Source organism: Pseudomonas sp. USHLN015, assembly GCF_037153275.1.
Taxonomy (GTDB): domain Bacteria; phylum Pseudomonadota; class Gammaproteobacteria; order Pseudomonadales; family Pseudomonadaceae; genus Metapseudomonas; species Metapseudomonas tohonis.
This window is the reverse complement of the sequence record NZ_JBBCKP010000005.1, coordinates 400,320-424,746: the sequence shown is the minus strand read 5'-3', so window position 1 is coordinate 424,746 and position 24,427 is coordinate 400,320. Positions and strand designations below refer to the sequence as shown.

Sequence of the window (24,427 nt, the reverse complement as noted above, 5' to 3'; positions counted from 1 at the left end):
GTGTTCGGGGTGGATTCTGAGGCCCATCGGGCCCCCTGAAAAGCACCGTCAGTCGCCTGAAACCCGCGCCGTTGCGCTTGCGGCGGCATTCTGGGCCGCTCTTGTAGGGGCGACTTCAGTCGCCAAGCAGCCCGCAGGGCTGCCCTGTCGGCCACCGGGGCCACAGCGTTGCCCATGGGCGAATGAATTCGCCCCTACACCAACCGTCCGGTCAAACCGTGCCGATCCGCATGGGTTTCGCTTGGCTCTACCCATCCTGCGTGCTTGCATTGAGTTCACCTCGACGTCGGTTGCCCTGCCCGCTCAGAAATCCCGCTTGTAGAACAGGTCCAGGGAGCTGGCGAGGCCGCTGGCGGCTTCGATGTACAGGCGCTTGGTGAGTTCGTAGCGCAACGCGACGACGCTGGTGGGTTCGAGCACGCCGAGGCCGTAGCGGATGCTGAGGCGGTCGGTGAGCACGCCGGTGGCGCCGTCGTCGCCGATCTGGAAGTCCTTGAGGCCGAGCTTCTGCGCCAGCTCCGAGGTCAGCGGCGCGCTGCCAGACAAGCCCAGCGCCAGTGCCGCCTGGCCCAGCGCGTTGCCGTCGCTGCCGCGCTCCAGCGGACGGCCCAGCACCAGGTAGGACAGCGCCTGCTCCTGGCTCATGGCCGGGGTGGAGAAGACCTGCGTGGTGGGCTCGTCGGCGCGGCCGTTGAGGCGGATGCCGGCGGTGACGTCACCGATCTTGCGCACCGCCTCGACGTCCAGGTAGGGCTGGTCCAGCGGCCCGGCGAACAGCAGCCGTGCCCGGCGCAGGTCGAGGCGCTGGCCATAGGCGCGGTAGCGGCCGTTCTTCAGGTTGAGCTCGCCGCGCCCGGCGAGGTTGTCGCCCACCTTGAGGTGGCCGACGAGGTCGGCGGTGAGGCCGAAGCCGCTGAAGGACAGGCGCTCCTGGCCCACTTCGACGTCGACGTCCATGGCCAGTTGCAGTGGCGCCTGCTCGTCCTCCTGCTCACCCACCAGGTGCGCGTCCGGCGAGACCTTGACGGCCTGGGGCGGCAGCTCGCGGATCTTGATCTGCCCCCGGGGCACCCGCACCTTGCCGGTCAGTGCCAGGCGCTGGTCGGCCATGCGCACGCGCAGGTCGGGGTCCACGTCCAGATTGGCGTAGGGCTCGACCACCACCGGCAGCGCGTTGCCGCGCACCGCCAGGTCCATGTCCAGGCCCTGGCTCCAGGCCAGGGTGCCGGAAAGGGTGCCGCGGCCCTTCTCGCCGCTGCGCCAGGCGCCGCTCAACTCCAGGCTTTCCCCGGCGATGCGGGCATCCAGGGTCAGGTCCTCGATGCGGGTCGGCAGGTCGCCGCCGGCCAGCTTGCCGCCGTGCAGGCGCACCTGGCCCAGCACGTTGGGCGCGAGCAGGGTGCCACCCAGGGTGCCGGCGCCGTCCAGCTGGCCTTCCAGTTCCTCGACGCCGGTGACGAAGGGGCGCAACACGGCGAGGTCCAGGCCCTCCAGGCGGAAGTCGCCGGACAGCGGCTTGCGCAGCGGGCGCGGGTCGATGCGCGCGTCGACCTGCAGGCGGCCGAGGCGCTCGCCCTGGAACAGCAGGCGGCTGTCGATGCCCTGGGGCCGCAGGGTGCTTTCCAGGCGCATGGCCTGGTAGGGGAAGTCGACCCATTTGCCGTCCCTGCCCTCCTCGCGCAGGCGCAGCACGCCGTTGCTGGCATCCAGTTGCACGCGCCCGCTGGGGCCACGGGCCGGGAGTTCGAGCTGCAGGTCGCCATCGAGGGTGCCGTGCCAGGCGAAGTCGTCCGGCAGCCATTCGGCCAGGCTGTCGAGGGGGAAGTCGCGCAGGCGGTAGTCGAGCTTCGGCTCGGGGAGCAGGCGCTGGTCGCCGCCACAGAGACTGGCGGGGCCGGAGCGCCAGCAATGGGCGCCCAGCTCCAGGCGTCCATCGGCCAGGCGCTGCAGCTTCGCAGGCTGTTCCAGGCGCCAGTCCTGGCCGCCGCTTTGCAGCTCGCCCCGGCTCAGCCGGCCGCGCCAATCGCCTTGGTCCAGCACGCCGTCGAGGGCCAGCTGCAGATCGAGCAAGGGGCCTTGTAGGCGGGTATCCAGTTGCTGCCGTTGCCGGTCGCCCGAGGCCTTGAGGCTGAGGTCGCCCAGGGCCTTGTCGCCGGTCTGGAGCTGGCTGGCGTCCAGTTGCAGGGTGCCGTTCTGCCGAGCATCCAGCCGCGCCTGCAGGGTCAGCTGGCGCAGGCGCTGGTCACGCAGGCCGAGACGCTCGCCCTTGAGATCCAGTTGCCCCTGGGGCGCGTCGGCGCTGCCGGCTACCACCAGCTTGCCGGTGAGGCCGCCGAACAGGCCGGGCCAGAGCTGGCCGAGCCGGCCCAGGGCGATGTCCAGCTGGCCATCCAGGCGCTGGTCGAGGCGGCCCTTGCCGTCGATACGGTTGTCGCCCAGGCGGGCCTGCAGCTGGCCCAGCTCCCAGCGCTGGCCCGCACCCTCGGCCACGGCCTTGAGCAGCGCCGGCTGGCCGCGCAACTGGCCCTTGAGGTCGAGGACGGCCTTGAGTTCGAGCTGCTGGCGATAGCGCCCCTGGCTCGCCAGGGTGCCGGCCAGGCGCCCCGGCAGCTCGGCCAGCCAGTAGGCCGGGTCGAGGTCGTCGAGGGCGAGAGCGGTGTCCCAGTCGAGGCCATCGGCGAAACCGAGTTGCAGGCGGCCCCGGGCCTTGCCCTGCCCGGCCTTCAGTTGCAGGTCGGGCAGCTCCACGCGGGCCAGGTCGCCCTGCAACGGGCTGGCCAGGCTGAAGTCGCCGGCCGGCCCCTTGAGCGCGGCGTCGATCTGGCCCTGGTAGCGGCCTTCGCTGAAGTGCACCTCGCCGTCCAGGCGTTGCAGGGCCACAGGCGGCTCCTGTTCCTGGGGGTAGAGGCGCGGCCAGGGGAAGTCGCGCCAGGCGAGCTGCGCGTCGATGGCCAGGGCCTGCTGCCAGTCGATGCGCCCCTGCAGTTGCACGCTCTGTTCGGCGGCGGCGCTGAGCAGCAGGCGCTGGACTTCGGCCCCGGCGGCGGTGACCTTGCCGGCGAGATCGAGGGCGACATCACCGCCCTGCCCCGGCAGGTTGGCGCGGCCCTGCACGGCGTAGCCCTGTTGCAGGTCACCCTTGGCGTCCAGCTCGATGCGCTGCAGGGTCAAGGTATCCGGCAGCTCGGCCTGGGCCTTGAAGGCGGCGGCCCTGATGCGCGCGCTGGCGGGCAGGTGCGGCGCCAGGGGCTGCAGTTGGCCGTCGAGGGTGGCGGCCAGGTAGCCGCTGCTGGTCGCATGGGCCACGAGGGTGCCCTGCAGGTCGCCTTTCGCCTCCAGGGCCAGGGACCAGGGCTGGCCGTCGACGGCGGGCAATTGCAGGCTGCCGCTGGCCTCGAGCGGCCAGCCGTCGCGAGGCTGCAGGGTGCCCTCGAGCGCCAGGGCGAGATCACCGAGGCGCAGGCCGGCTTCCTCTATATGCAGGCCGTCGGCCAGCCACTGGGCACGCAGGTGCAGGCCGCTGAGCTGTTCGCTGCCGTCCAGCTCGAAGCGCTGCACGCGCACCTCGCCCAGGCGGATCGCCAGGGACAGGTCCAGGGCCGGCAGTTGCAGTGGCTCGTCGGAAGGCTCGCCGCCCGGGGCCAGGCTCAGGGCCACGGCCTCGGCCGCAAGCGTGTCGATGCACAGGGTCAGCTGGAGCAGGCACCCAGGCGACCACTCCAGTACCGGGGCCGTGATCGACAGGCTGTCGCCGTCCTGCTGCCAGGCCAGGCGCTCGGCGCTCCAGCGCCCACCGAGCGTGCCGCTGAAGCCTTCCACGGTGAGGCCCGGCACCCGCGCCAGCAGCCAGCGGCCGCCGGCTTCGCTGAACAGCAGCGCAGCGACGCCCGCCAGCGACAGGGCGAGAGCGCCGGCCACCGCGAGCAGGCCGAGCCTGAGGCCGCGCCTCACAGTTCGGGGCCCATGGAGAAGTGGATGCGGAAGCCGCCGGGGTCGTCCAGCGCCTTGGCCAGGTCGAGGCGGATCGGCCCCACCGGCGATACCCAGCGCACGCCGATGCCGGCACCGGTCTTCATCGCAGCGTTGAGCGAGTCCATGGCGTTGCCCCGGTCGACGAAGGCGGCGATGCGCCAGCGCTCGGCCACCGGATACTGGTACTCGGCGCTGCCCACCACCAGGTAGCGGCCGCCGACCTTGTTGCCCTGGCGGTCCTCGGGAGACAGGGTCTGGTAGTCGTAGCCGCGCACGCTCTGGTCGCCGCCGGCGAAGAAGCGCAGCGAGGGCGGGATGGCGCCGAAGTCGGTGGTGGCGATGCCGCCGAGCTGCACCCGCGCCAGCACCCGGTGCCCGCCGGGCAGGGTGTAGAGCCCCTTGGCCAGGGCGCTGGCGTAGGTCATGTCGGCATTGGAAAGGATGCCTTCCTTGGCCGCGCGCAGGTCCGCCTGGAGGTGGTAGCCCTGGCTGGGGTCGAGGCGGTTGTCGCTGCGGGTGACGCTGTAGCCGATACCGGGAATGAGGAAGCTGCTGCGCCCATCCGGGCTGCCGTCGCCGAAGTCGTAGCTCTCCTGCTCCCAGCGCAGGGAGACGACGCGCTGCCAGTCGTCCGGCAGTTTCGATTGCCACTGGGTGCCGAGGGTGAAGCGGCGGCTCTCGACGTCCACCAGTTCCTCGCGCTGGAAGCCGCTGGTGAAACGCAGGCTGTCGGTCAGCGGCGGGTCGAGGGGGATTTCGTACCAGGCACCGACGTTCTGCCGCGCCGCGGACACTTCGGTCTCGGCGCCCAGGCGATGGCCCTGGGGGTTGACCCAGTGGCGCGTCCAGTTGGCCCGCGCGCGTGGCCCGACGTCGGTGGAGAAACCGACCCCGAGCCCCATGGTGCGCGGCTTGACCGCACCGAGCTGGACCTTGACCGGTATCCGCCGGCCCTCCTCCGGGTCGGGCAGCGCGTCCACCCGCACCTCGTCGAAATAGCCGCTGGCCTGCAGGTTCTGGCTGAGCTTGGCCACCAGGTCGGCGTCATAGGGCGTGTTGGGGGAAAAGGGCACGAGTCGCGCCAACAGCTCTTCGTCGAAAGGCGTGTCGCCCTGGAAGCTGACGCGGCCCAGGTCGTAGCGCGGGCCACTGGCGTACACCAGTTCGATATCGGCGACGCCGGCACGGGGATCGATATCGAGGCGCTGGGACGTGAAGGCGCCATCGAAGAAGCCATAGCGCAGGGCCTGGTTCTGGATGAGCTTCTTGGCGTCCTCGTAGGCGCCGTGGTTGAGCGGCTGGCCAGGCTTCAGCGCCTTGCTCCCGGGCACGCGGAAGGCCTTGAGGGCACTGGCTTCCCCGTCGACGCGCACGTTCACGTTGCGCAGGCGCACCGGCTCGCCGGGCACGACGTCCAGCTGCAGCCTGGGGTCGTCGCCCGGTAGTACGCGGCTGTCGATTTCCGCCTGGTAGTAACCCAGAGCCTGCATGGCCTGCCGTGCCTGCTCCTCGGCGGCACGGCGGTAACGACGCAGGGCGATTTCGTCACGGTCACCGAGGCTGCCGATGAAGGCCTCGATATTGGCCTTCACCGCAGCATTGGCGGGGGTCACCTTGACGTCCAGCGAGGCCTTGGCCAGCGCGGTCGAACAGAGGCACGACAATCCGAGCGCGAGCAGCCCACGCAATCCTTGGCACACATTCATGCGCGGGATGCTAGCACGGCTTGCCGGGAGTCTTCCTAGGCGTTCGCCTGCAGCGCCGGCGTCGGGTTGGGATGGAAGAACACGTGCTCCCGCACCGGTCCGAGGGCCACTTCGCCGATCTCCTCGTAGCCCTGGCGCTTGTAGAAATCCAGGTAGCGCGCGTTGCCGGTATCGAGCACCACGCCCTGTGAGCCGGCGTCCTCGGCACACCAGTCGTGCAGCGCCTGCAGCAGCTTCTCGCCCAGGTGCTTGCCCTGGAACTGCGGGTGGATGCCCAGCAGCGGCAGCACGTGGTAGGGCCCGGGCGGCAGGCAGGCGAGCACGGCGTCGTGGTACTCCAGGTAGCGCTTGGTGCAGCGGAAGCCGGTGGTCATCAGCATGCGCAGCCGCCAGCCCCAGCTTTCGGTGATGTCCAGCCGGCGCTGCGGCGGCGCGATCAGGGCGATGCCCACCAGGCGGTCCTCGATCAGCAGGCCGATGGCCGGCAGGTCCTCGAGGAAATGCTGCTGCACCAGCTCGCGCACCGTGGCACGCACGCGCTGGTCATAGCCGGCGCGCTCGGCCTCGAAGAGGTAGGCGAAGGTGGGTTCGTGGCGGTAGGCGTGGTAGAGCAACGAGCGGGCCTCGCGGGCATAGCCGCCGTCGAGCATGCGGACTTCGACCGGCGCGGTGGGAACGTATCCAGGCATTCACGGTGACCTCGTTTGTTATGTGGTTATCAGGCCCACAGGCAAGGTAGCACCGCCCCCAGGGCCTCGCCACACGGGTGGCAGGGCGTGCCGACGATGGGCTAGGATCGGCGTTTTTCCAGGGTGGCTCAGTCATGAAGATCGTTTCTTTCAATATCAACGGCCTGCGTGCGCGTCCTCACCAGCTCGAAGCGCTGATCGCCAAGCACCAGCCGGACGTGATCGGCCTGCAGGAAACCAAGGTCGCCGACGACCAGTTCCCCGAGGCGGACATCCGCAAGCTCGGCTACCACGTGCACTACCACGGCCAGAAGGGCCACTACGGCGTCGCCCTGCTCTCGCGCCAGGAGCCGCTGGCCCTGCACAAGGGCTTCCCCAACGACGGCGAGGATTCCCAGCGCCGCTTCATCTACGGCACCTTCGCCGATGCCCAGGGCAACCCGGTGACGGTGATGAACGGCTACTTCCCCCAGGGCGAGAGCCGCGACCATCCGATCAAGTTCCCCGCCAAGCAGCGCTTCTACGCCGACCTGCAGGAACTGCTGCTGGGCCGTTTCCAGCCGGACCAGCCGCTGGTGGTGATGGGCGACATCAACATCTCGCCGGAAGACTGCGACATCGGCATCGGCGAGGAGAACCGCAAGCGCTGGCTGAAGACCGGCAAGTGCAGCTTCCTCCCGGAGGAGCGCGAATGGCTGGCGACCCTCAAGAACTGGGGCCTGGTGGACAGCTTCCGCCACCTCCACCCCGAGGTGAACGACCGCTTCAGCTGGTTCGACTACCGCAGCCGCGGCTTCGAGGACGACCCCAAGCGCGGCCTGCGCATCGATGTGATCCTGGCCACCAGCCCGCTGCAGGCACGCATCAGGGACGCCGGCATCGACTACGAGCTGCGCGGCATGGAGAAACCCTCCGACCACGCGCCGATCTGGCTGGAGCTGAGCTGATGGCGCTCCGCTCGCCATCGATCCTTCCCTCCCACTCCCGCAATTGACACCCCCCGCCCGAGCCCCTAACGTTGCCCCGCTGCCCACCCTGGGCAGCCGGGATTGGCGTCCCGACCAGACTTGAGAAGGCACTGAGCATGGCTCGGTGCCTGGCATGGTCGCACCCGTTTTATGGGTGGACCGTGCAGGGCATCTTCCGATGCGCCGGTTCTCTTGTCCCGGAACGCCAACCTGTACGGTCCACCCACCCTGATTGGCGTCAGGGCGTGGAATTCTGAAGAGACGGGAGTCAATCATGACCATCACCACCTCGATTCCGCCCCACCTGAAAGGCGATCTGAGCTACCTGTCCCACCATGAAGCGGCCTACGGTCGTCTGCGGGCACTGCTCGACATGCTCAGTTTCCTCGCGGCCATTCCTGATCACGGCACGCCTTCGACGAAGGTGTTGGCGGGCGCCTTCACCTGCCTGGAATACCTCGCCGAAGACGTCATCCGGCTCTACGATGCCGACCTCGCCGCCCCTAGGCATGGGCGATAGCCCGGAAACGGAGGCAAAAAAAAGCCCATCTCGCGATGGGCTTTTTCAGTTGCGCCGCACTCAGACCAATTCGATCTTCGGCGTGGTGCCGAGGGTCATGATGTTCTCGATGGCCGCGTCCAGGGTCGGCTCGGAATCGTAGAGGTGGCTTTCGAGGATCACCTCGCGCCCGGCCTTGAGGCGGAAATAGTTCTTGCCACCGGTGGCCATGCGGCGCTCGTAGCGATCCTCGTTGGCGCAATGGTTGCGGAACAGCGCGATGGCGTTCTCGGCGCTGTCCCGGCAGGGGTAGCGGCCGCTCTGCAGCACGACCTGCGCCTCCCGGGTCTTCAGGCGGAAGCGATATTCACCATTGCCGTACTTCTTCAGCTCGAACCAACTAGCCATTTCCAACTCCTTAGCTACGCGTGGATGCACCCCGAAAACGAGGCCTGGTGCCTGGCACGGGCGAGCGAGGGACGCTTGAGCTTCCTTGCCTGCCGCCCGGCCAGACAAAGTTGCGAACCATACCGACGTCCCCGCGAGCGGTATGCCGGCCGAGCGGGGCATACGGCGTAGGCCCTGGTCCATGCGGGGGCCGGAAAGGGCCCAGGGCAGCGCGCCCTGTCATATCTTCGTCACCTCGCTGACTTAATCTCGCGGCATTTCCCAGCCACCCCTAGCGATAAGGCCCGCCGCACGATGCGCGACCTCTGTGAACGTGATATCTGGAGCCGGACCCTCAGCCTGCTGCTGCTCGGTTTCGTCTGCTACGCCCTGCCCTGGTCGGTGTTCGCCGCCCTGCCCCTGCCCGCCGACAAGAACCCGGTGCTGCGCATCCAGGGCTCCAACACCATCGGTGCCAAGCTCGGCCCGGCCCTGGTACGCGGCCTCATGGAGGAGGAAGGCCTGGGCGGCATCCGCCAGGAGCCCGGCACCCAGGAAAACGAAGTGCAACTGGTGGGCAGCGCGCCCAACGGCCGGGAAGTGCGGATCACCGTGGCCGCCCACGGCTCGGGCACCGGTTTCGTCGCCATCAAGGACGGCAGTGCCGATCTCGCCGCGTCCTCGCGCCCGATCAAGGACGCCGAGGCCGGCGACCTCTCGGTGTTCGGCGACCTGAAGAGCCGCTACGGCGAGCATGTGATCGCCATCGACGGGCTGGCCATCGTCGTCAACCCGGGCAACACCCTGACCAGCCTGAGCACCGAGGAGCTGGCACGCGTCTTCGCCGGCGAGGTGAAGACCTGGGAAGAGATCGGCGGCAAGGGCGGCGCCATCCACCTGTACGCCCGCGATGACAAGTCCGGCACCTTCGACACCTTCAAGGAACTGGTGCTGGCCGCCCACGGCAAGAGCCTCGCTGCCTCGGCCAAGCGCTTCGAATCCAACGACAAGCTCTCCGAAGCCGTCAGCGCCGATGCCGCCGGCATCGGCTTCGTCGGCCTGGCCTCCGTGGGCAAGTCCCGCGCCGCAGCCATCGCCGATGGCGAATCCCAGGCCATGGCGCCGTCGGTGACGCAGATCGCCACCGAGGACTACCCGCTCTCGCGCCGCCTGTTCTTCTATATGAAGCCCGGCGAGAAGAATCCCTGGGCCCAGGCCCTGGTGCGCTTCGCCCAGGGCCCACGCGGCCAGGCGATCGTCGCCCAGACCGGCTTCGTCGCGCAGACGGTGCAGGCGGTGAAGGTCGCCGCCCAGCCCGACATGCCCAGGGACTACCAGCAGCTGGCCCGCGACGCCCAGCGCCTGTCGGTGAACTTCCGCTTCCAGGAGGGCAGCGCCAACCTCGACAACAAGGCCCTGCGCGATGTCGAGCGCGTGCTGGACTACCTGAAGGAAAACGGCAAGCTGAGCAACCAGGTGACCCTGGTGGGCTTCGGCGACCCCAAGGCCGATCCGGGCCGCGCCGCCCTCCTCTCCAAGCTGCGCGCCATGGCCGTGCGCCGCGAGCTGGCCAAGGCCGGCGTGTCCTTCCGCGAGATCACCGGCCTGGGCGATGAACTGCCGGTGGCCGCCAACAGCGAGGAAGGCCGCATCAAGAATCGCCGTGTGGAAGTCTGGGTCTACTGATCGGATCGACATCCAGCGTCATCCTCGCCCCCGTCCGGATCGGTTCCGTACGGGGGCGATTTCTTTGGGCCAGAGGTTTGGGAATGGCGGCGCTGTGCGCCGCTTGGCGACTGAAGTCGCCCCAACAGTCGCCCCTGTGAATGCCCCACGCCGGACATGACCGATGTGTAGGGTGGAGGTCGCTTTTTACCTCCACCAGACGGAGTCCTGCGCGGCACGTCACCGTGCCTGGAACGCCGCATCGATGAACCTCGTGGAAGGCCGGGCACCTCGTCCCGGAAAGCACGGCTGAACATTCCCTTCGCACTCCCCGCCCCTTCCGCAGTCGATAACCTTGACCGCGCGCAATGAAATGAAACGTTGCCGGTTTTCCTGATTCCATCGCTGCGCTAGCCTTCCCTCATGTGACGCCGGGCCCCTCTGACGGTTTGCACCCGCCATGTCGGAGTCACTGTTGAGCATTCAACACGACAAGCAAGGAGGGGCTCATGTCAGCTCTGCACACGTTCCTGTTCGCGGATTTCCTGGGCACCGCCACCTGGCTGTGGCTGGTGTTCATGACCATCGTCCTCGGCCTGCTGGTGTTCGACCTCGGCGTCCTGCACCGCGACCAGCATGAAATCGAGATGCGCGAGAGCCTGCTGCTCTACAGCGGCTACTTCTGCGTGGGCGTCGCCTTCGGTGGCTGGGTCTGGTTCGAGCTGGGCGCCCAGGCGGCGCTGGAGTTCTACACCGGCTTCCTGGTGGAGCAATCGCTGTCGATGGACAACGTGTTCGTCATGGCGATGATCTTCGGCTTCTTCGCCATCCCCCGCCGCTACCAGCACCGGGTGCTGTTCTGGGGCATCCTCGGGGTGATCGTGCTGCGTGCGCTGATGATCGGCCTGGGCACCGCGCTGGTGAAGGAGTTCGACTGGATCCTCTACATCTTCGGCGCCTTCCTGCTGTTCACCGGGGTGAAGATGCTGTTCAGCCGCGAAGAGGCCGAGCGCGACCTGTCGCAGAACCGCGTGCTGCAGTTCGTGCGCCGGCACATGCGGGTCACCGACGAGATACATGGCGCGCACTTCTTCGTGCGCCTGAAGGACGCCTCCGGCCACACCCTGCTCTGGGCCACCCCGCTGTTCCTCGCCCTGGTGCTGATCGAACTGGCCGACCTGGTGTTCGCCGTCGACAGCGTGCCGGCGATCTTCTCCATCACCCAGGACCCCTTCATCGTCTACACCTCGAACATCTTCGCCATCCTCGGCCTGCGCTCGCTGTACTTCGCCCTGGCCGCGCTGATGCACCGCTTCGTCTACCTCAAGTACGCCCTCGCCCTGGTGCTGATCTTCATCGGCGGCAAGATCTTCCTGCACGGATTCATCGGCAAGATTCCCGCACTGCTCTCCCTTGGCGTAACCTTTGGCCTGCTTGCCGGTGGCGTACTGCTGTCCCTGTTCAAGACCCGCGACCGCCCGCAGGCTTCATCAGCCGGAGACTGAGAATCGATGCGAGACGTGCAGATCGTAGTGCTCGAACAACGAGGTCGGGTGATCTGGCAGGTAAAGATGGGCCAACGCGGGGTGAGCTTCCACGAAGAACTCGCCGCGCGGACCTTCGCCGCCCAGTTGCACATGCGCCTGGAGTGGCTGCGCCAGCAGCGCGATGCTGCCAACGCCGTTTCCCAGGAACCCTCCCAGCCCCTTCAGGAATGACTCCAGATCGTGCTTGACCCTCACGCGACGTCAGGCCCGAGGATGCCGCCAGGCACGCGAGGAGAGACAAGGACATGCCTTTGAAAGTCGGTGAACTGGCCAAGCGCTGCGGGCTGACCGTGCGTACGCTGCACCATTACGACCAGATCGGCCTGCTCCGCCCTTCCGCGCGCTCGGGTTCCGGTTACCGCCTCTACGGCCGCACGGACATCGCCCGTCTCCACCAGATCCAGGTACTGCGCAAGCTGGGACTGTCCCTGGGCGAGATCGGCGCGTGGCTGGACGAGGCGCCGGTGTCGCTTGCCCCGCTCATCGAGCAGCAGATCCGCCAGCTCGATAGGGAAATCGCCCACCGGCAGCTCCTGCGCGAACGCCTGGCCACCCTCGGTGGCCAGTTGCAGAGCGGCCAGGAGCCGGAGCTCTCCGAATGGCTCACCACTCTGGAATTGATGAACATGTACGACAGCTATTTTTCCCCCGGGGAACTCAAGGAATTGCGCCTGTACGCGGACGAGGCGCGGCGGCGCGAATGGGCCGCGCTCGTGGCACGGGTCCAGGCGCTGATCGCCAGGGGCGTGCCACCCCAGGCGGACGAGGCGCAGGCACTCTCGCGCACCTGGATGACCATGCTCGAAGCGGATACCGGCGCCAATCCGGTGCTGTTCGCCAAGCTCAACGCCATGCACGAGGCGGAGCCGGCGCTGCGGGAGCAGACCGGCATCACCCCACAGACCATGGCCTACGTGGTCCAGGCCTTCAGCGAGACCAAGCTGGCGATCTACCAGCGCTACCTGACGCCCGAGGAATTCGCCTTCCTCAAGGCCAACTACGGCACGCGCCTGCACGAATGGCCGCCGCTGATCGCCGAGGTGCACCAGCAGATGGAATCCGGCGCTCCGGCTGACGACCCGGCCACCCTGGCCCTCGCCCGCCGCTGGCTGGAGCTGTTCCGCTCCTATGCCGGGGACGATCCAGCCACCCAGCAGAAGATCCGCCAGGCATTGGTGCAGGAGCCGGAACTGCGCCACGGCTCCTGGGCCAGCGACGCGCTGCTGGACTACCTGCGCCAGGCCATGGGGCACCTGATGGCCGCGCGCCGCTGAAGAGTTCCGCCACCTGAAACGAACGAGGCCCGCACGGTTTCCCGTGCGGGCCTCTTCGTTACTGCGCGGGCGATCAATGGCCGCTGCGCAGCATTTCCTTCGGTACGTACTTGCCGATCTCGAACTTGCCGATCGCCGCGCGGTGCACTTCGTCCGGGCCGTCGGCCAGGCGCAGGGTGCGCTGCATGGCGTACATGTAGGCCAGCGGGAAGTCGTTGGAGACACCGGCGCCGCCGTGGATCTGGATGGCGCGGTCGATCACCCGCAGGGCGACGTTGGGCGCCACGACCTTGATCTGGGCGATTTCGCTCTTGGCCACCTTGTTGCCCACGGTGTCCATCATGTAGGCCGCCTTCAGGGTCAGCAGGCGGGCCATGTCGATCTCCATCCGCGAGTCGGCGATCTTGTCGATGTTGCCACCCAGGCGGGCCAGCGGCTTGCCGAAGGCGGTGCGGCTGACGGCGCGCTTGCACATCAGTTCCAGCGCGCGCTCGGCCATGCCGATGGAGCGCATGCAGTGGTGGATACGGCCCGGGCCGAGGCGACCCTGGGCGATCTCGAAGCCACGGCCCTCGCCCAGCAGCACGTTCTCGTAGGGCACGCGCACGTCCTCGAACAGCACTTCAGCGTGGCCGTGCGGGGCGTCGTCGTAGCCGAACACCGGCAGCGGACGGAGGATCTTCACCCCGGGGGTGTCCACCGGCACGAGGATCATCGAGTGCTGCTGGTGGCGCGGCGCGTCCGGGTTGGACAGGCCCATGAACACGAGGATCTTGCAGCGCGGGTCGCAGGCGCCGGAGGTCCACCACTTGCGGCCGTTGATCACCCATTCGTCACCCTGGCGCACGGCGCGGGCTTCCATGTTGGTGGCATCGGAGGAGGCCACGCCCGGCTCGGTCATGGCGAAGGCGGAGCGGATCTCGCCGCGCAGCAGCGGCTCCAGCCATTGCTTCTTCTGTGCTTCGTTGGCATAGCGCACCAAGACTTCCATGTTGCCGGTATCCGGCGCGGAGCAGTTGAACGGCTCCGGGCCGAGCAGCGAGCGTCCCATGATCTCGGCCAGCGGCGCGTATTCCATGTTGGTCAGGCCGGCGCCGAGTTCGGACTCGGGCAGGAACAGGTTCCACAGGCCCTCGGCGCGGGCCTTGGCCTTGAGCTCTTCCATGATCGCGGTGGGCTGCCAGCGATCACCCTCTGCGACCTGTTGCTCGAATACCGGCTCGGCCGGATAGACGTAGGTGTCCATGAACGCGGTGACGCGTTCACGCAGTTCCTGAACCTTGGGGGAGTAGGCGAAATCCATGCGGAGCTACCTTCTGACGGATGTTTTCTGGGTACGGGTGAGGTGTGGAAATGATGCTAGAACAGCGATTAAGATTTATCTAACCTATTTTCGCCGTGTATAAACATTCATCACCGATATATGATCCGCCGATAAAAACAGCCTACGGAGTGCGCTCGAAAATGAATCTGAACAAGGTCGATCTCAACCTCTTCATCGTCTTCGACGCCATCTACACCGAGGCCAACCTGACCCGCGCCGGGCAGATCGTGGGCATCACCCAGCCCGCCGTTTCCAACGCCCTCGCCCGCCTGCGCGAGACCTTCAACGACCCGCTCTTCGTGCGTACCGCCCAAGGCATGGTGCCCACGCCCATGGCGCAGAACATCATCGGCCCGGTGCGCAACGCCCTGCAGCAGCTGCGCATCTCGGTCCAGGAAAGCCGCACCTTCAACCCCGGCCAGGCCAACAAGACCTACCGCATCAGCATGACCGACCTCACCGAGACGGTGATCCTGCCGCCGCTGTTCCAGCGCCTGCGCCGGCTCGCCCCCAACGTGCAGATCGAAAGCTTCCTGGCCAAGCGCCGCGAGACCACCAAGGAGCTGGCCGCCGGGCGCCTGGACTTCGCCGTCGATGCCCCGCTGAACACCGACCCGCAGGTGCGCCACGTCAAGCTGATGGAAGACCGCTACGTCTGCGCCATGCGCCGTGGCCACCCGCTGGCGAAGGAGAAGATCAGCCTCGACGAATACCTGTCGCTGACCCACATCCACATCTCCAGCCGCCGCAGCGGCCTCGGCTACATCGACCTGTCCCTCGGCAAGATGGGCATCCAGCGCAAGATCGCCCTGCGTTCCCAGCACTACCTGATGGCCTCCACCGTGATGCAGAACACCGACATGGCGATGACCGTGCCCGAGCGCTTCGCCCGCCGCCACGAGCTGCACTACGTCGAGCTGCCGGTGAACGACGTGCCCTCCCTGGAAACCCACCTCTATTGGCACGAGAGCACCGACCAGGACCCGGCCAATCGCTGGATGCGCGAGCAGATGATCGAGATCTGCCAGCAGGTCACCGCCCAGGAACAGCGCGCCGAAAAAGCCGAGAAGGCCTGACCCGCCACCCAGGGACGCCCCCATGCCGACTCATCGATCCGCCTGGGCGCTGTCCCTGGCGCTCGCCCCGCTGGCCCAGGCCGAAACGCTGCAGGTCGAGCCGCTGGTGATCACCGGCAGCCGCTACCCGGCCAGCGGCTTCGACCTGCCCTTCTCCGTCGACCGCATCGAGCGCGAGCAGGCCAGCCTCGGGCAGCCCGGGGTCAACCTCTCCGAGGCGCTCAACGCGGTGCCCGGCCTGGTGGTGCAGAACCGCCAGAACCAGGCCCAGGACCTGCAGGTGTCCTCGCGCGGTTTCGGCGCCCGCTCGGCCTTCGGCATCCGCGGCATCAAGCTGATCGCCGACGGCATCCCCGCGTCCAACCCGGACGGCCAGGGCCAGGCGGCCACCTTCGACCTCGACACCCTCGACCACATCGAAGTGCTGCGCGGCCCCTTCGCCAGCATCTACGGCAGCAACGCCGGCGGCGTGATCCAGGTATTCTCCCGCGACGGCCAGGGCGCGCCCAAGGTCTCCAGCGAAACCTCCCAGGCCGCCTGGGGCACCCGCCGCACCCGCGTCACCGCCGAGGGCGGCAACGACCAGGGCGGCTTCCTGGTCAACCAGTCCCACTACGAAAGCGACGGCTACCGCAAACACAGCGCCGCCACCCTGGACAAGACCTTCGCCAAGCTCACCCTCTACCCCGACGACGCCAGCAAGCTGGCCCTGACCTTCAGCCAGCTGAACCAGAACGACACCCAGGACCCGCTCGGCCTGACCTGGGCCGGCTACCAGGCCGACCCGCGTGGTGTCGCCGACGCGGCGCTGAACTACGACACGCGCAAGACCATCGACCACCGCCAGGCCGGCCTCAACTACGAACACGCCTTCGACGCCGGCACCTGGCAAGCCACGTTCTATGGCGGCACGCGACGGGTGATCCAGTACCAGGCCATCCCCTCCTCCGCCCAGGCCAGCCCGCGCAGCGCAGGCGGCGTGATCGACTTCGAGCGCAGCTTCCACGGCGCCAGCACCCGCTGGCTGCAGGACTTCGACCCTGGCCTCGGCAACCTCACCCTCACCACCGGGGTGGACTACGACCACTCCAGCGACGACCGCCATGGCTACGAGAACTTCGTCGGTACCCAGCTGGGCGTGCGCGGCAACCTGCGCCGGGACGAGCGCGACGAGGTCAGCAGCATCGCCCCCTACCTGCAGCTGGGCTGGCGCCTGGGCGACTTCAACCTGCAGGGCGGCCTGCGCTACAACGAAGTGGCCTTCGATGTGGATGACCGCTACATCCGCCCCGGCAACGGCGACGACAGCGGCTCGGTCACCTACCGCGACCTGACCTCGACCCTGGGCGCCAGCTACGCGCTGACGCCCGATCTGAACCTCTACGCCAGCTGGGGCAAGGGCTTCGAGACGCCAACACTCAACGAGCTGTCCTACTCCGGCCCCGGCGACAGCTTCGGCTTCGACCTCGATGCCGCCAGCAGCCGGCAGTACGAAGTCGGCATCAAGAGCCTGCTGGGCGAGGCCACCCGCCTCAACCTCGCCCTGTTCCGCATCGACACCGAGGACGAACTGGTGGTCGACGCCGCCAGCGGCGGCCGCACCCGCTACCAGAACGCCGCCCGCACCCGGCGCCAGGGCCTGGAGCTGTCCCTGGACAGCGCGCTCGGCGAAACCCTGCACACACGCATCGCCTACACCCGCCTCAGCGCCACCTACGACCAGGGCTTTCGCAGCGGCGGCCGCGACATACCCGCCGGCCGCCACCTGCCCGGCGTCCCCGCCACCAGCCTCTGGGGCGAATTGGAATGGCGCCCGCGCGAAGGCATCGCCACTGCGCTGGAAGGCCTCTATCGCAGCAAGCTCTATGTCGAGGACAGCAACAGCGCCCGCCCGGCACCCGGCTACGCCCTGCTCAACTGGCGCGCCCGCTTCGAACAGAAACTCGAGCGCCTGACCTTCAGCCAGACCCTGCGCCTGGACAACCTGCTGGACCGCCGCTACATCGGCTCGGTCATCGTCGGCGACGGCAACCAGCGCTACTACGAACCCGGCCCGGGCCGTGCCTGGTATGTCGCGGCGGGTGTGGAATATGCGTTCGATTGAATGATCCGCGAACCCGTCGGGTTGCACCCGACCTACGGCCTGAAGGCCCGCACGGGCCTCATCGCGGATGAATCCGCTCCCACAACAGGAGCGGGCAAATGAATTCGCTCCTGCACCCTCCCCCCGTAGGAGCGAGCTCTGCTCGCGAACCCCGTGCCCCGTAGCCCGGGCTTCAGCCCGGGGTGCTCCCCCTCGGCTACGGCTCAGGGCATGAGCGCGTGCTGATCCCGACTCCGCCTGGTGGAGGTAAAAAGCGACCTCCACCCTACGCCCCTTGATAGTCGGTGCAACGGCAAGGGCGGGCGCATGCGTTCGCCCCTGAAGCCTGCCAGGCATCACGCCAGCGCCGGCTCCTCCAGGCGCATCGGCCGCCAGTGGCGCAGCTTGCGGTAGAGCGTCGGCACCACGAACAGGGTGAAGAAGGTGCCCACCAGCAGGCCGCCGACGATCACCATGCCGATCTGCTGGCGGCTCTCGGCGCCAGCGCCGGTGGCGATCGCCAGGGGCAGCGAGCCGAGGACCATGGCGCCGGTGGTCATGAGGATCGGCCGCAGGCGCTGCACCGAGGCTTCCATCACCGCCTCGTCCAGGCTGCGGCCTTCGCGCAGCAGCTGGTTGGCGAACTCGACGATGAGGATGCCGTGCTTGGTGATCAGCCCGATGAGCGTGACCATCCCCACCTGGGAATAGATGTTCAGGGTGCCGCCGAACAGCTCCAGGGCGAGCAAGGCGCCGGCGATGGAAAGCGGCACGCTGAAGAGGATGATCAGCGGGTCGACGAAGCTCTCGAACTGCGCCGCCAGCACCAGGTAGATGAACACCAGGGCCAGGGCGAAGGTCAGCGCCACCCCGGCGCTGGATTCCTTGAAATCGCGGGAGGTGCCGGTGTAGTCGAACTGGGTCTCCGGCGGCATCACCTCGCGGGCCACGCGCTCCAGGTGGGTCAGCGCCTCGCCCAGGGTGTAGCCGCTGCCGACGTTGGCGCTGAGGGTCACCGCGCGCAGCTGGTTGAAGTGGTTGAGCTCGCGCGGCGATACCGTCTCCTTCACCTCGATGAGGTTGGAGAGCTGCACCATGCTGTCGTCGCGGCCGCGCACGTACACGCGGTTGAGGTCGTCGGGGTTGCTGCGGTCGACGTTGGCCAGCTGCACCAGCACGTCGTACTGCTCGCCGTTCTGCTTGAAGCGGGTCACCTGGCGGCTGCCGAACAGGCTTTCCAGGCTGCGGCCGATGGTGGCGACATCGGTGCCCACGGCGGTGGCCTGCTCGCGGTTGACCGTGACCTTGAGCTGCGGGGTGTTGAGCTTGAGGTCGGTGTCGATGCTCTCCAGCCCCGGGTAGTCGCGGATGCGCGCCAGCAGGGTGTCCACGTACTGCTGCAGCTCGGCGTATTCCAGGGACGAGCGGATGACGAAGTTCACCGGCTGGTTGCGTGCGCTCTGCCCCAGCGGCGGTCGGTTGACCGGGAAGGCACGCACGCCGGGGATGTCCTGCAGCTTGGGCAGGAGCTCGTCGCGGATCTCGAACTGGCTGCGGCTGCGCTTGTCCCAATCCTCCAGCTTCATGAACGACAGGCCCTGGGCCACGGTGGGGAAGCCCACCACCACCATGTAGCGGTTGGTCTCGGGGATGGACTTGTAGGCGTCCTCGAGCATCTTCGCGTAGCGGCTGGTGTACTGCAGGGTGGCGCCGTCCGGGCCGTTGAGGGTGCCGACTATGGTGCCGGTGTCCTCGGTGGGCGCCAGCTCGCTGCGCAGGCCGGAGAACATCCAGGCGCACAGCAGCAACACGCCGACCAGGAACACGGCGATCAGCACCCAGGCGCGCAGCACCCGCTCCAGCAGGTGGCGGTAGCTGTAGGTGAGGCCGTCGAGGAAGCCTTCGACCAAGTTGTACAGGCGCCCATGGCGCTCCCCGGGCCGGTGCGCCTTGAGCAGTTGGCCGCACATCATCGGCGACAGCGTCAGGGCGACGAAGCCGGAGACCAGCACCGCGCCGGCCAGGGTCCATGAGAACTCGGTGAAGAGCTTGCCCGAGGTGCCCTGCATGAAACCGATGGGCGCGTAGACGGCCGCCAGCGTCAGGGTCATGGCGATCACCGCGAAGGCGATCTCGCGGCTGCCCTTGAACGCCGCCTGCACCGGCGACAGGCCCGCCTCGATGTGCCGGTGGATGTTCTCCAGCACCACGATGGCGTCGTCCACCACCAGGCCGATGGCCAGGACCATCGCCAGCAGCGTGAGGGTGTTGATGGTGAACCCCATCAGCGCCATCAGCGCACAGGCGCCGATCAGCGACACCGGGATGGTCACCAGCGGGATCAGCGTCGCCCGCAGCGAGCGCAGGAACAGGAAGATGATCAGCACCACCAGCACAACGGCTTCCCAGATGGTGGCGTAGACGTTGGAGATGGACTCGCGGATGAACAGCGAGTTGTCGTTGGCGATGGCCATCTGCATGCCCTCGGGCAGCAGCTCGCGCACTTCGGGCAATGCGGCGTTGAGACCGTCGGAAATCTCCAGCGGGTTGGCCGTGGCCTGGCGCACCAGGCCCAGGGACACCGCCGGGCGGCCGTTGAAGCGCACCAGCGAGCGCTCGTCGGCGGCGCCGATCTCGGCGTGGCCTACATCGGACAGGCGCAGCAGGTAGCCACGGCGGTCGTCGATGATCAGGTCGTTGAATTCCTCGGGGGTCTTCAGGTCGGTTTCCGACAGCACGCTGAACTCGCGCTGCACCGACTCGATGCGCCCGGCAGGGATCTCCACGTTCTGCCGGCGCAGGGCGTCCTCCACGTCCTGCACGGTGAGGTCGTGGGCGGCGAGCTTCTCCGGGTCCAGCCAGATGCGCATGGCGTAGGTGCGCGCGCCGCGTATCTGCACCTCGGAGACGCCGGGGATGGTCTGCAGGCGGTCCTGGACCACGCGTTCCAGCACGTCGGTGATCTCCATCGCCGAGTGCCGCTCGCTGTAGAAGGCGATCCACACCACCGGCTGGGCGTCGGCCTCGACCTTCTGCACCACCGGCTCGTCGATCTCGGTGGGCAGCAGGCCGCGCACCCGGCCCAGGCGGTCACGCACGTCGTTGGCCGCCTCGTCGGCGTCGGTGCCGAGGCGGAACTGCGCGGTGATCTGGGTGTTCTCCGAGCGGCTGATGGAAGACACGAAGTCCAGCCCCTCGATGCCGGAGAGCACGTCCTCGATGGGCTGCGCCACCTGGGACTCCATGATCTCCGGGCTGGCGCCGGGGTAGATGACGTTGACGGTGACGATGGGTACGTCGATGTTCGGGTACTCGCGCACCGTCAGGCGCTGGTAGGCCATCAGCCCGAGCAGCACCACCACCAGGGAGAGGACGGTGGCGAATACCGGGCGGCGGATGCACAGGTCGGACAGGGTCATAGCTCACCCCGCGCGACGGTACGCACCTCCTGCCCGGGCCCGGCCTTCTGCCAGCCCGCGGTGATCACCTGCTCGTTGCCCTGCAGGCCCTCGCGCACCTCGGCCTTGCCGCGCTGGCGCTGGCCGATGCGGATCTGCCGGCGCTCCACCTTGCCGTCGACGACGATGGCGACGAACAGTTGCTGGCCGACCGGGATCACCGCCTCCTCGGGAATCAGCAGCGCGTCGGGACGCTCTTCGAGGATCACCGAGACCCTGACGAACTGGCCGGGCTTGAGGCGGTGGTCGGCGTTGCCGATCTGCGCGCGGATGGCCTGGCTGCGGCCGACTTCGTCCAGGCGCGGGTTGAGGGCGATGATGCGGCCACGGAAGCGCTCGCCCAGGTAGGCGTCGACGCTGATCTCCACGGCCTGGCCGAGGTGCACCTGGGACACGGCCTTCTGCGGCACGCGGAAATCCACCTTGAGCGGGTCGAGCACCTCCAGGTTGACGATGTCCTGGCCGGGGCTGAGGTAGTCGCCGGTGCTCACCTGGCGCAGGCCGAGGAAGCCGTCGTAGGGCGCGCGGATCTGGGTCTTGTCGAGGCGCGCCTGGGCCAGGGCCAGGCTGGCGCGGGCGGCCTGCTGCTGGGACTGCGCCTCGTCCTGGGCCTGGGCGTTGCTGGCGCCGCGCTTGAAGAGCATCTGCGCGCGCTGGTAGCTCTTCTCCGCCAGCTCCAGGTTGGCGCGGGCCTGGTCCAGCTCGGCGCGGGCGATGGCGTCATCGAGGCTGACCAGCAGATCACCGCCCTTCACGTGCTGCCCTTCCTTGAAATGCAGGCTGGCCAGGCGCCCTTCGATCTCCGGGCGGATGGTCACCGACTCGTCGGAGCGCAGCGAGCCGAAGGTCACCAGCTCGTCCCGCACCAGCGTGCGCTGGGGCTCGGCCACCTCCACCAGCGGCGGGTTGGCGGCGAAGGCCGGACAGGTGAGCAATCCACACAGCAGCAACGGCCAGGCGCGGCGACGAGCGATCATCAACAGCCTCTTTTCGAGTCGTTCTTGTCGGAAATGAAAAAGTCTACCGGGAGTATCGGCGGACTTTTGTCAGGGGCACGTAAAGATAGAGGCAGTCTGTGACGCTTTGTATCGGAACGGATGCATTTCGCAGGCGGGCAAGGCGGCGTGGGAGCGGTTTCAACCGCGATGCCCCGCAAGGGGCCTTTTTCGCGAATGAATTCGCTCCCACGAAGATGGCGCCCGGTACCGCGTCGTGCCCAGCTCCGCCCGCGTGCCGGCGATCAGCCTTCGCGCGCGGGGCTCGCTCCTGCGAGGTGCGCCGTGCTTACTGGCGCATGCCGCGCCCGCTCACCAGCAGGCGGATGCAGGCGATATAGAGGATCACCGTGGTCAGGGTCATCAGGCCGATGGCGATGCCGATGTTGATGTCGGAGACGCCGAGGATGCCGTAACGGAAGGCGTTGACCATGTGCAGGATGGGGTTGGCCAGGGACACCGTCTGCCAGAACGGCGGCAGCAGGCTGATGGAGTAGAACACCCCGCCCAGGTAGGTGAGCGGCGTCAGCACGAAGGTCGGGACGATGGAGATGTCGTCGAAGTTGCGTGCGTACACCGCGTTGATGAAGCCGCCCAGGGAGAAGGTGGTGGCGGTCAGCAGCACCACCAGCACGGTCACACCCAGGTGGTGCACCTGCAGCGTGGTGAAGAACAGCGACAGCAGGGTCACGATCACCCCCACCGCCAGGCCGCGCAGCACGCCGCCGATGGTGTAGCCGAGGAGGATGGTGTGCGGCGAGACCGGCGACACCAGCAGCTCTTCCACCGAACGCTGGAACTTGCTGCCGAAGAAGCTGGAGACCACGTTGCTGTACGAGTTGGTGATCACCGACATCATGATCAGCCCCGGCACGATGTACTCCATGTAGCTGAAGCCGCCCATGTCGCCGATCTGCCGGCCGATCAGGTTGCCGAAGATGACGAAGTACAGCGCCATGGTGATGCCCGGGGGCAGCAGGGTCTGCGGCCAGATGCGGGTGAAGCGACGGACTTCGCGGTAGACGATGGTGTTGAGGGCGACCAGGTTGGCGCGCAGTTCGGAACTCATACGGCCACCTTCGACAGGTTCTTCTCGACCAGGGACACGAACAGTTCCTCCAGGCGGTTGGTCTTGTTGCGCAGGCTGAGCACGTCGATGTGCAGCGCCGACAGCTGGCGGAACAGCTCGGTGATGCCCTGGCTCTTGTCCACCTGCACCTCCAGGGTGTGGTGGTCCACCAGGCGCGCCGGGTAGCCGTTGAGCTGGGGCACGCTGGCCAGCGAATCCTTGAGGTCGAGCAGGAAGGTCTCCACGTGCAGCTTCTTCAGCAGCGCCTTCATGCTGGTGTTCTCGACGATGGTGCCGTGGTCGATGATGCCGATGTTGCGGCACAGCTGCTCGGCTTCCTCGAGGTAGTGGGTGGTGAGGATGATGGTGATGCCCTTGGCGTTGAGCTCGGTGAGGAAGCTCCACATCGAGCGGCGCAGCTCGATGTCGACGCCGGCGGTGGGCTCGTCGAGGATCAGCAGGCGCGGCTCGTGGATCAGCGCACGGGCGATCATCAGGCGGCGCTTCATGCCGCCGGACAGCTCGCGGGAGGCGGAATCGCGCTTCTCCCACAGGCCCAGCTGGGTGAGGTACTGCTCGGCGCGCTCCTTGGCGACCTTCGCCGGGATGCCGTAGTAGCCGGCCTGGGTCACGACGATGTCGAAGACCTTCTCGAACTGGTTGAAGTTGAACTCCTGGGGCACCACGCCGAGGCAGCGCTTGAGCGCGTAGGGCGAGGTGTCCAGGTCGTTGCCGAACACGCTCACCGTGCCGCTGGTCTTGTTCACCAGGGTGGAGAGGATGCCGATGGTGGTGGACTTGCCGGCGCCGTTGGGGCCCAGCAGGGCGAAGAAGTCGCCTTCGGCCACTTCCAGGTCGATGCCCTTGAGGGCCTGGAAGCCGTTGCCGTAGGTCTTGGTCAGCTGCCGGATGGACAGAGCAGATGTCATGACGTGCCTTTCAGAAGAGATTGAAATTGGCCTTGATGGCTGCGAACGCAACCATCAAGCCGCTTGATGGGTTGAGCCTAGCATCAGGTCAGCGCGGTCATCACCGCCTTGCGGTAGGCCGGGCGTTCCTTGAGCCGCGCGTACCAGGCCTCCAGGGCCGGCAGCTCGGGGCGCTCGATGGGCATCTCGAACCAGGCGTAGATGAAGCTGCCCAGGGGGATGTCGCCCATGGCGAAACGCTCGCCGGAGAGGAACGGCTGTGCGGCCAGCGCCCGTTCGGGCATCGCCAGCAGCTCGCTGCAACGGGCCAGGGCGGCGGCGATCCTGGCCGGGTCGCGCTCCGCCGGCGGCGTACGCAGGGTGCCCCAGAACAGGTCGCGGAAGACCGGGGCGAAGGCCGATGTGGTCCAGTCCATCCACTTGTCGCCCTGGGCGCGCAGCGCCGGGTCCTCGGGATAGAGATCGCCCGCAGCGTAGCGCGCGGCCAGGTAGCGGACGATGGCGTTGGACTCCCAGAGCACCAGATCGCCATCCTCCACCAGCGGCACCAGGCCATTGGGGTTCTTCGCGCGGTACTCGGGATCGTTGACCAGCCCGAAGGCGCCCCCGGCATCGATCGCCTCGAAGGCGACACCGGCCTCCTCGGCGGCCCAGAGCGCCTTTCTCACGTTGGACGAATTCTTGCGGCCCCAGATCTTCAGCATCTGTAATTGTCCTGTCGTTTCACGAGGCGTCGATTCTAGAGGCAATCCCCCCCTCCTTGGCCAAGGATTTGCGTTGATAACG

18 protein-coding genes are annotated in these 24,427 nt (G+C 67.6%); 8 read left to right on the top strand and 10 right to left on the bottom strand.

Features of this window, described 5'->3' with window-relative positions; genetic code table 11:
- Window positions 1–303 precede the first annotated feature (303 nt).
- Genes WFQ67_RS12980 through WFQ67_RS12970 form a run of 3 tightly spaced genes read right to left on the bottom strand, consistent with a single transcriptional unit; the run spans window position 304 to window position 6,367 of the window.
- Window positions 304–3,951: a translocation/assembly module TamB domain-containing protein gene (locus WFQ67_RS12980; RefSeq protein WP_337057090.1), complete on the bottom strand. Its 3,648-nt coding sequence runs from the start codon at window positions 3,949–3,951 to the stop codon at window positions 304–306.
- On the bottom strand, window positions 3,948–5,678 hold the full coding sequence (locus WFQ67_RS12975) for an autotransporter assembly complex protein TamA (protein ID WP_337057089.1): 1,731 nt from the start codon (window positions 5,676–5,678) through the stop codon (window positions 3,948–3,950). The genes WFQ67_RS12980 and WFQ67_RS12975 overlap by 4 nt, the downstream gene beginning before the upstream one ends.
- A gap of 35 nt (window positions 5,679–5,713) precedes the next feature.
- Window positions 5,714–6,367, bottom strand: coding sequence for a GNAT family N-acetyltransferase (locus tag WFQ67_RS12970; RefSeq protein WP_111261235.1), 654 nt, complete (start codon window positions 6,365–6,367; stop codon window positions 5,714–5,716).
- 134 nt (window positions 6,368–6,501) lie between these two features.
- Here WFQ67_RS12970 and xthA point away from each other — a divergent pair, with 134 nt between their 5' ends.
- Both xthA and WFQ67_RS12960 read left to right on the top strand, forming a co-directional pair.
- Entirely contained in the window at window positions 6,502–7,314 is an 813-nt protein-coding gene (gene xthA, locus WFQ67_RS12965; RefSeq protein WP_213625260.1) for an exodeoxyribonuclease III, read from the top strand.
- 295 nt (window positions 7,315–7,609) lie between these two features.
- A complete protein-coding gene (locus tag WFQ67_RS12960) occupies window positions 7,610–7,855 on the top strand; it encodes a hypothetical protein (protein ID WP_337057088.1) in 246 nt (81 codons plus the stop codon).
- A 60-nt stretch (window positions 7,856–7,915) separates the two neighbouring features.
- On the opposite strand, the gene WFQ67_RS12955 is transcribed toward WFQ67_RS12960, so the two are convergent.
- Window positions 7,916–8,242, bottom strand: a complete 327-nt coding sequence (locus tag WFQ67_RS12955; protein ID WP_173179111.1) for a YegP family protein — start codon at window positions 8,240–8,242, stop codon at window positions 7,916–7,918.
- A gap of 294 nt (window positions 8,243–8,536) precedes the next feature.
- On the opposite strand from WFQ67_RS12955, the gene WFQ67_RS12950 reads away from it, so the two are divergent.
- The 4 genes from WFQ67_RS12950 to WFQ67_RS12935 all read left to right on the top strand — a co-directional run bounded on the left by WFQ67_RS12950 (window position 8,537) and on the right by WFQ67_RS12935 (window position 12,707).
- Complete coding sequence (locus WFQ67_RS12950; protein WP_337057087.1) at window positions 8,537–9,907, top strand: phosphate ABC transporter substrate-binding/OmpA family protein; 1,371 nt, start codon at window positions 8,537–8,539, stop codon at window positions 9,905–9,907.
- A gap of 488 nt (window positions 9,908–10,395) precedes the next feature.
- A complete protein-coding gene (locus tag WFQ67_RS12945; RefSeq protein ID WP_337057086.1) occupies window positions 10,396–11,391 on the top strand; it encodes a TerC family protein in 996 nt (331 codons plus the stop codon).
- 48 nt (window positions 11,392–11,439) lie between these two features.
- On the top strand, window positions 11,440–11,604 hold the full coding sequence (locus WFQ67_RS12940; RefSeq protein WP_337057084.1) for a hypothetical protein: 165 nt from the start codon (window positions 11,440–11,442) through the stop codon (window positions 11,602–11,604).
- A gap of 74 nt (window positions 11,605–11,678) precedes the next feature.
- Window positions 11,679–12,707 (top strand): MerR family transcriptional regulator, encoded by a 1,029-nt coding sequence (locus WFQ67_RS12935; RefSeq protein ID WP_337057083.1) that lies wholly within the window; start codon window positions 11,679–11,681, stop codon window positions 12,705–12,707.
- Window positions 12,708–12,780: 73 nt separating this feature from the next.
- On the opposite strand, the gene WFQ67_RS12930 is transcribed toward WFQ67_RS12935, so the two are convergent.
- Entirely contained in the window at window positions 12,781–14,010 is a 1,230-nt protein-coding gene (locus WFQ67_RS12930; RefSeq protein WP_173179121.1) for an acyl-CoA dehydrogenase, read from the bottom strand.
- Between the two features lie 161 nt (window positions 14,011–14,171).
- Here WFQ67_RS12930 and WFQ67_RS12925 point away from each other — a divergent pair, with 161 nt between their 5' ends.
- Together WFQ67_RS12925 and WFQ67_RS12920 are read left to right on the top strand one after the other, a co-directional pair.
- Window positions 14,172–15,107: a LysR family transcriptional regulator gene (locus WFQ67_RS12925; protein ID WP_111261227.1), complete on the top strand. Its 936-nt coding sequence runs from the start codon at window positions 14,172–14,174 to the stop codon at window positions 15,105–15,107.
- A gap of 22 nt (window positions 15,108–15,129) precedes the next feature.
- Window positions 15,130–17,211, top strand: coding sequence for a TonB-dependent receptor family protein (locus WFQ67_RS12920; RefSeq protein ID WP_337057082.1), 2,082 nt, complete (start codon window positions 15,130–15,132; stop codon window positions 17,209–17,211).
- A 335-nt stretch (window positions 17,212–17,546) separates the two neighbouring features.
- Here WFQ67_RS12920 and WFQ67_RS12915 read toward each other — a convergent pair whose 3' ends face one another.
- The 5 genes from WFQ67_RS12915 to WFQ67_RS12895 all read right to left on the bottom strand — a co-directional run bounded on the left by WFQ67_RS12915 (window position 17,547) and on the right by WFQ67_RS12895 (window position 24,345).
- The gene (locus WFQ67_RS12915; RefSeq protein WP_337057081.1) at window positions 17,547–20,609 is read right to left on the bottom strand and encodes an efflux RND transporter permease subunit; all 3,063 of its coding nucleotides are present in this window, start codon (window positions 20,607–20,609) and stop codon (window positions 17,547–17,549) included.
- Window positions 20,606–21,625, bottom strand: a complete 1,020-nt coding sequence (locus tag WFQ67_RS12910; protein WP_337057080.1) for an efflux RND transporter periplasmic adaptor subunit — start codon at window positions 21,623–21,625, stop codon at window positions 20,606–20,608. The genes WFQ67_RS12915 and WFQ67_RS12910 overlap by 4 nt, the downstream gene beginning before the upstream one ends.
- Window positions 21,626–21,932: 307 nt before the next feature.
- Entirely contained in the window at window positions 21,933–22,712 is a 780-nt protein-coding gene (locus tag WFQ67_RS12905) for an ABC transporter permease (RefSeq protein WP_213625269.1), read from the bottom strand.
- Complete coding sequence (locus tag WFQ67_RS12900) at window positions 22,709–23,641, bottom strand: ABC transporter ATP-binding protein (RefSeq protein WP_213625270.1); 933 nt, start codon at window positions 23,639–23,641, stop codon at window positions 22,709–22,711. Before WFQ67_RS12900 ends, WFQ67_RS12905 begins: the two co-directional genes overlap by 4 nt.
- Window positions 23,642–23,724: 83 nt before the next feature.
- Window positions 23,725–24,345 carry a glutathione S-transferase family protein gene (locus WFQ67_RS12895; RefSeq protein WP_271103230.1) on the bottom strand — a complete coding sequence of 207 codons (621 nt, stop codon included), beginning with the start codon at window positions 24,343–24,345 and terminating at the stop codon, window positions 23,725–23,727.
- Between the last annotated feature and the right edge of the window lie 82 nt (window positions 24,346–24,427).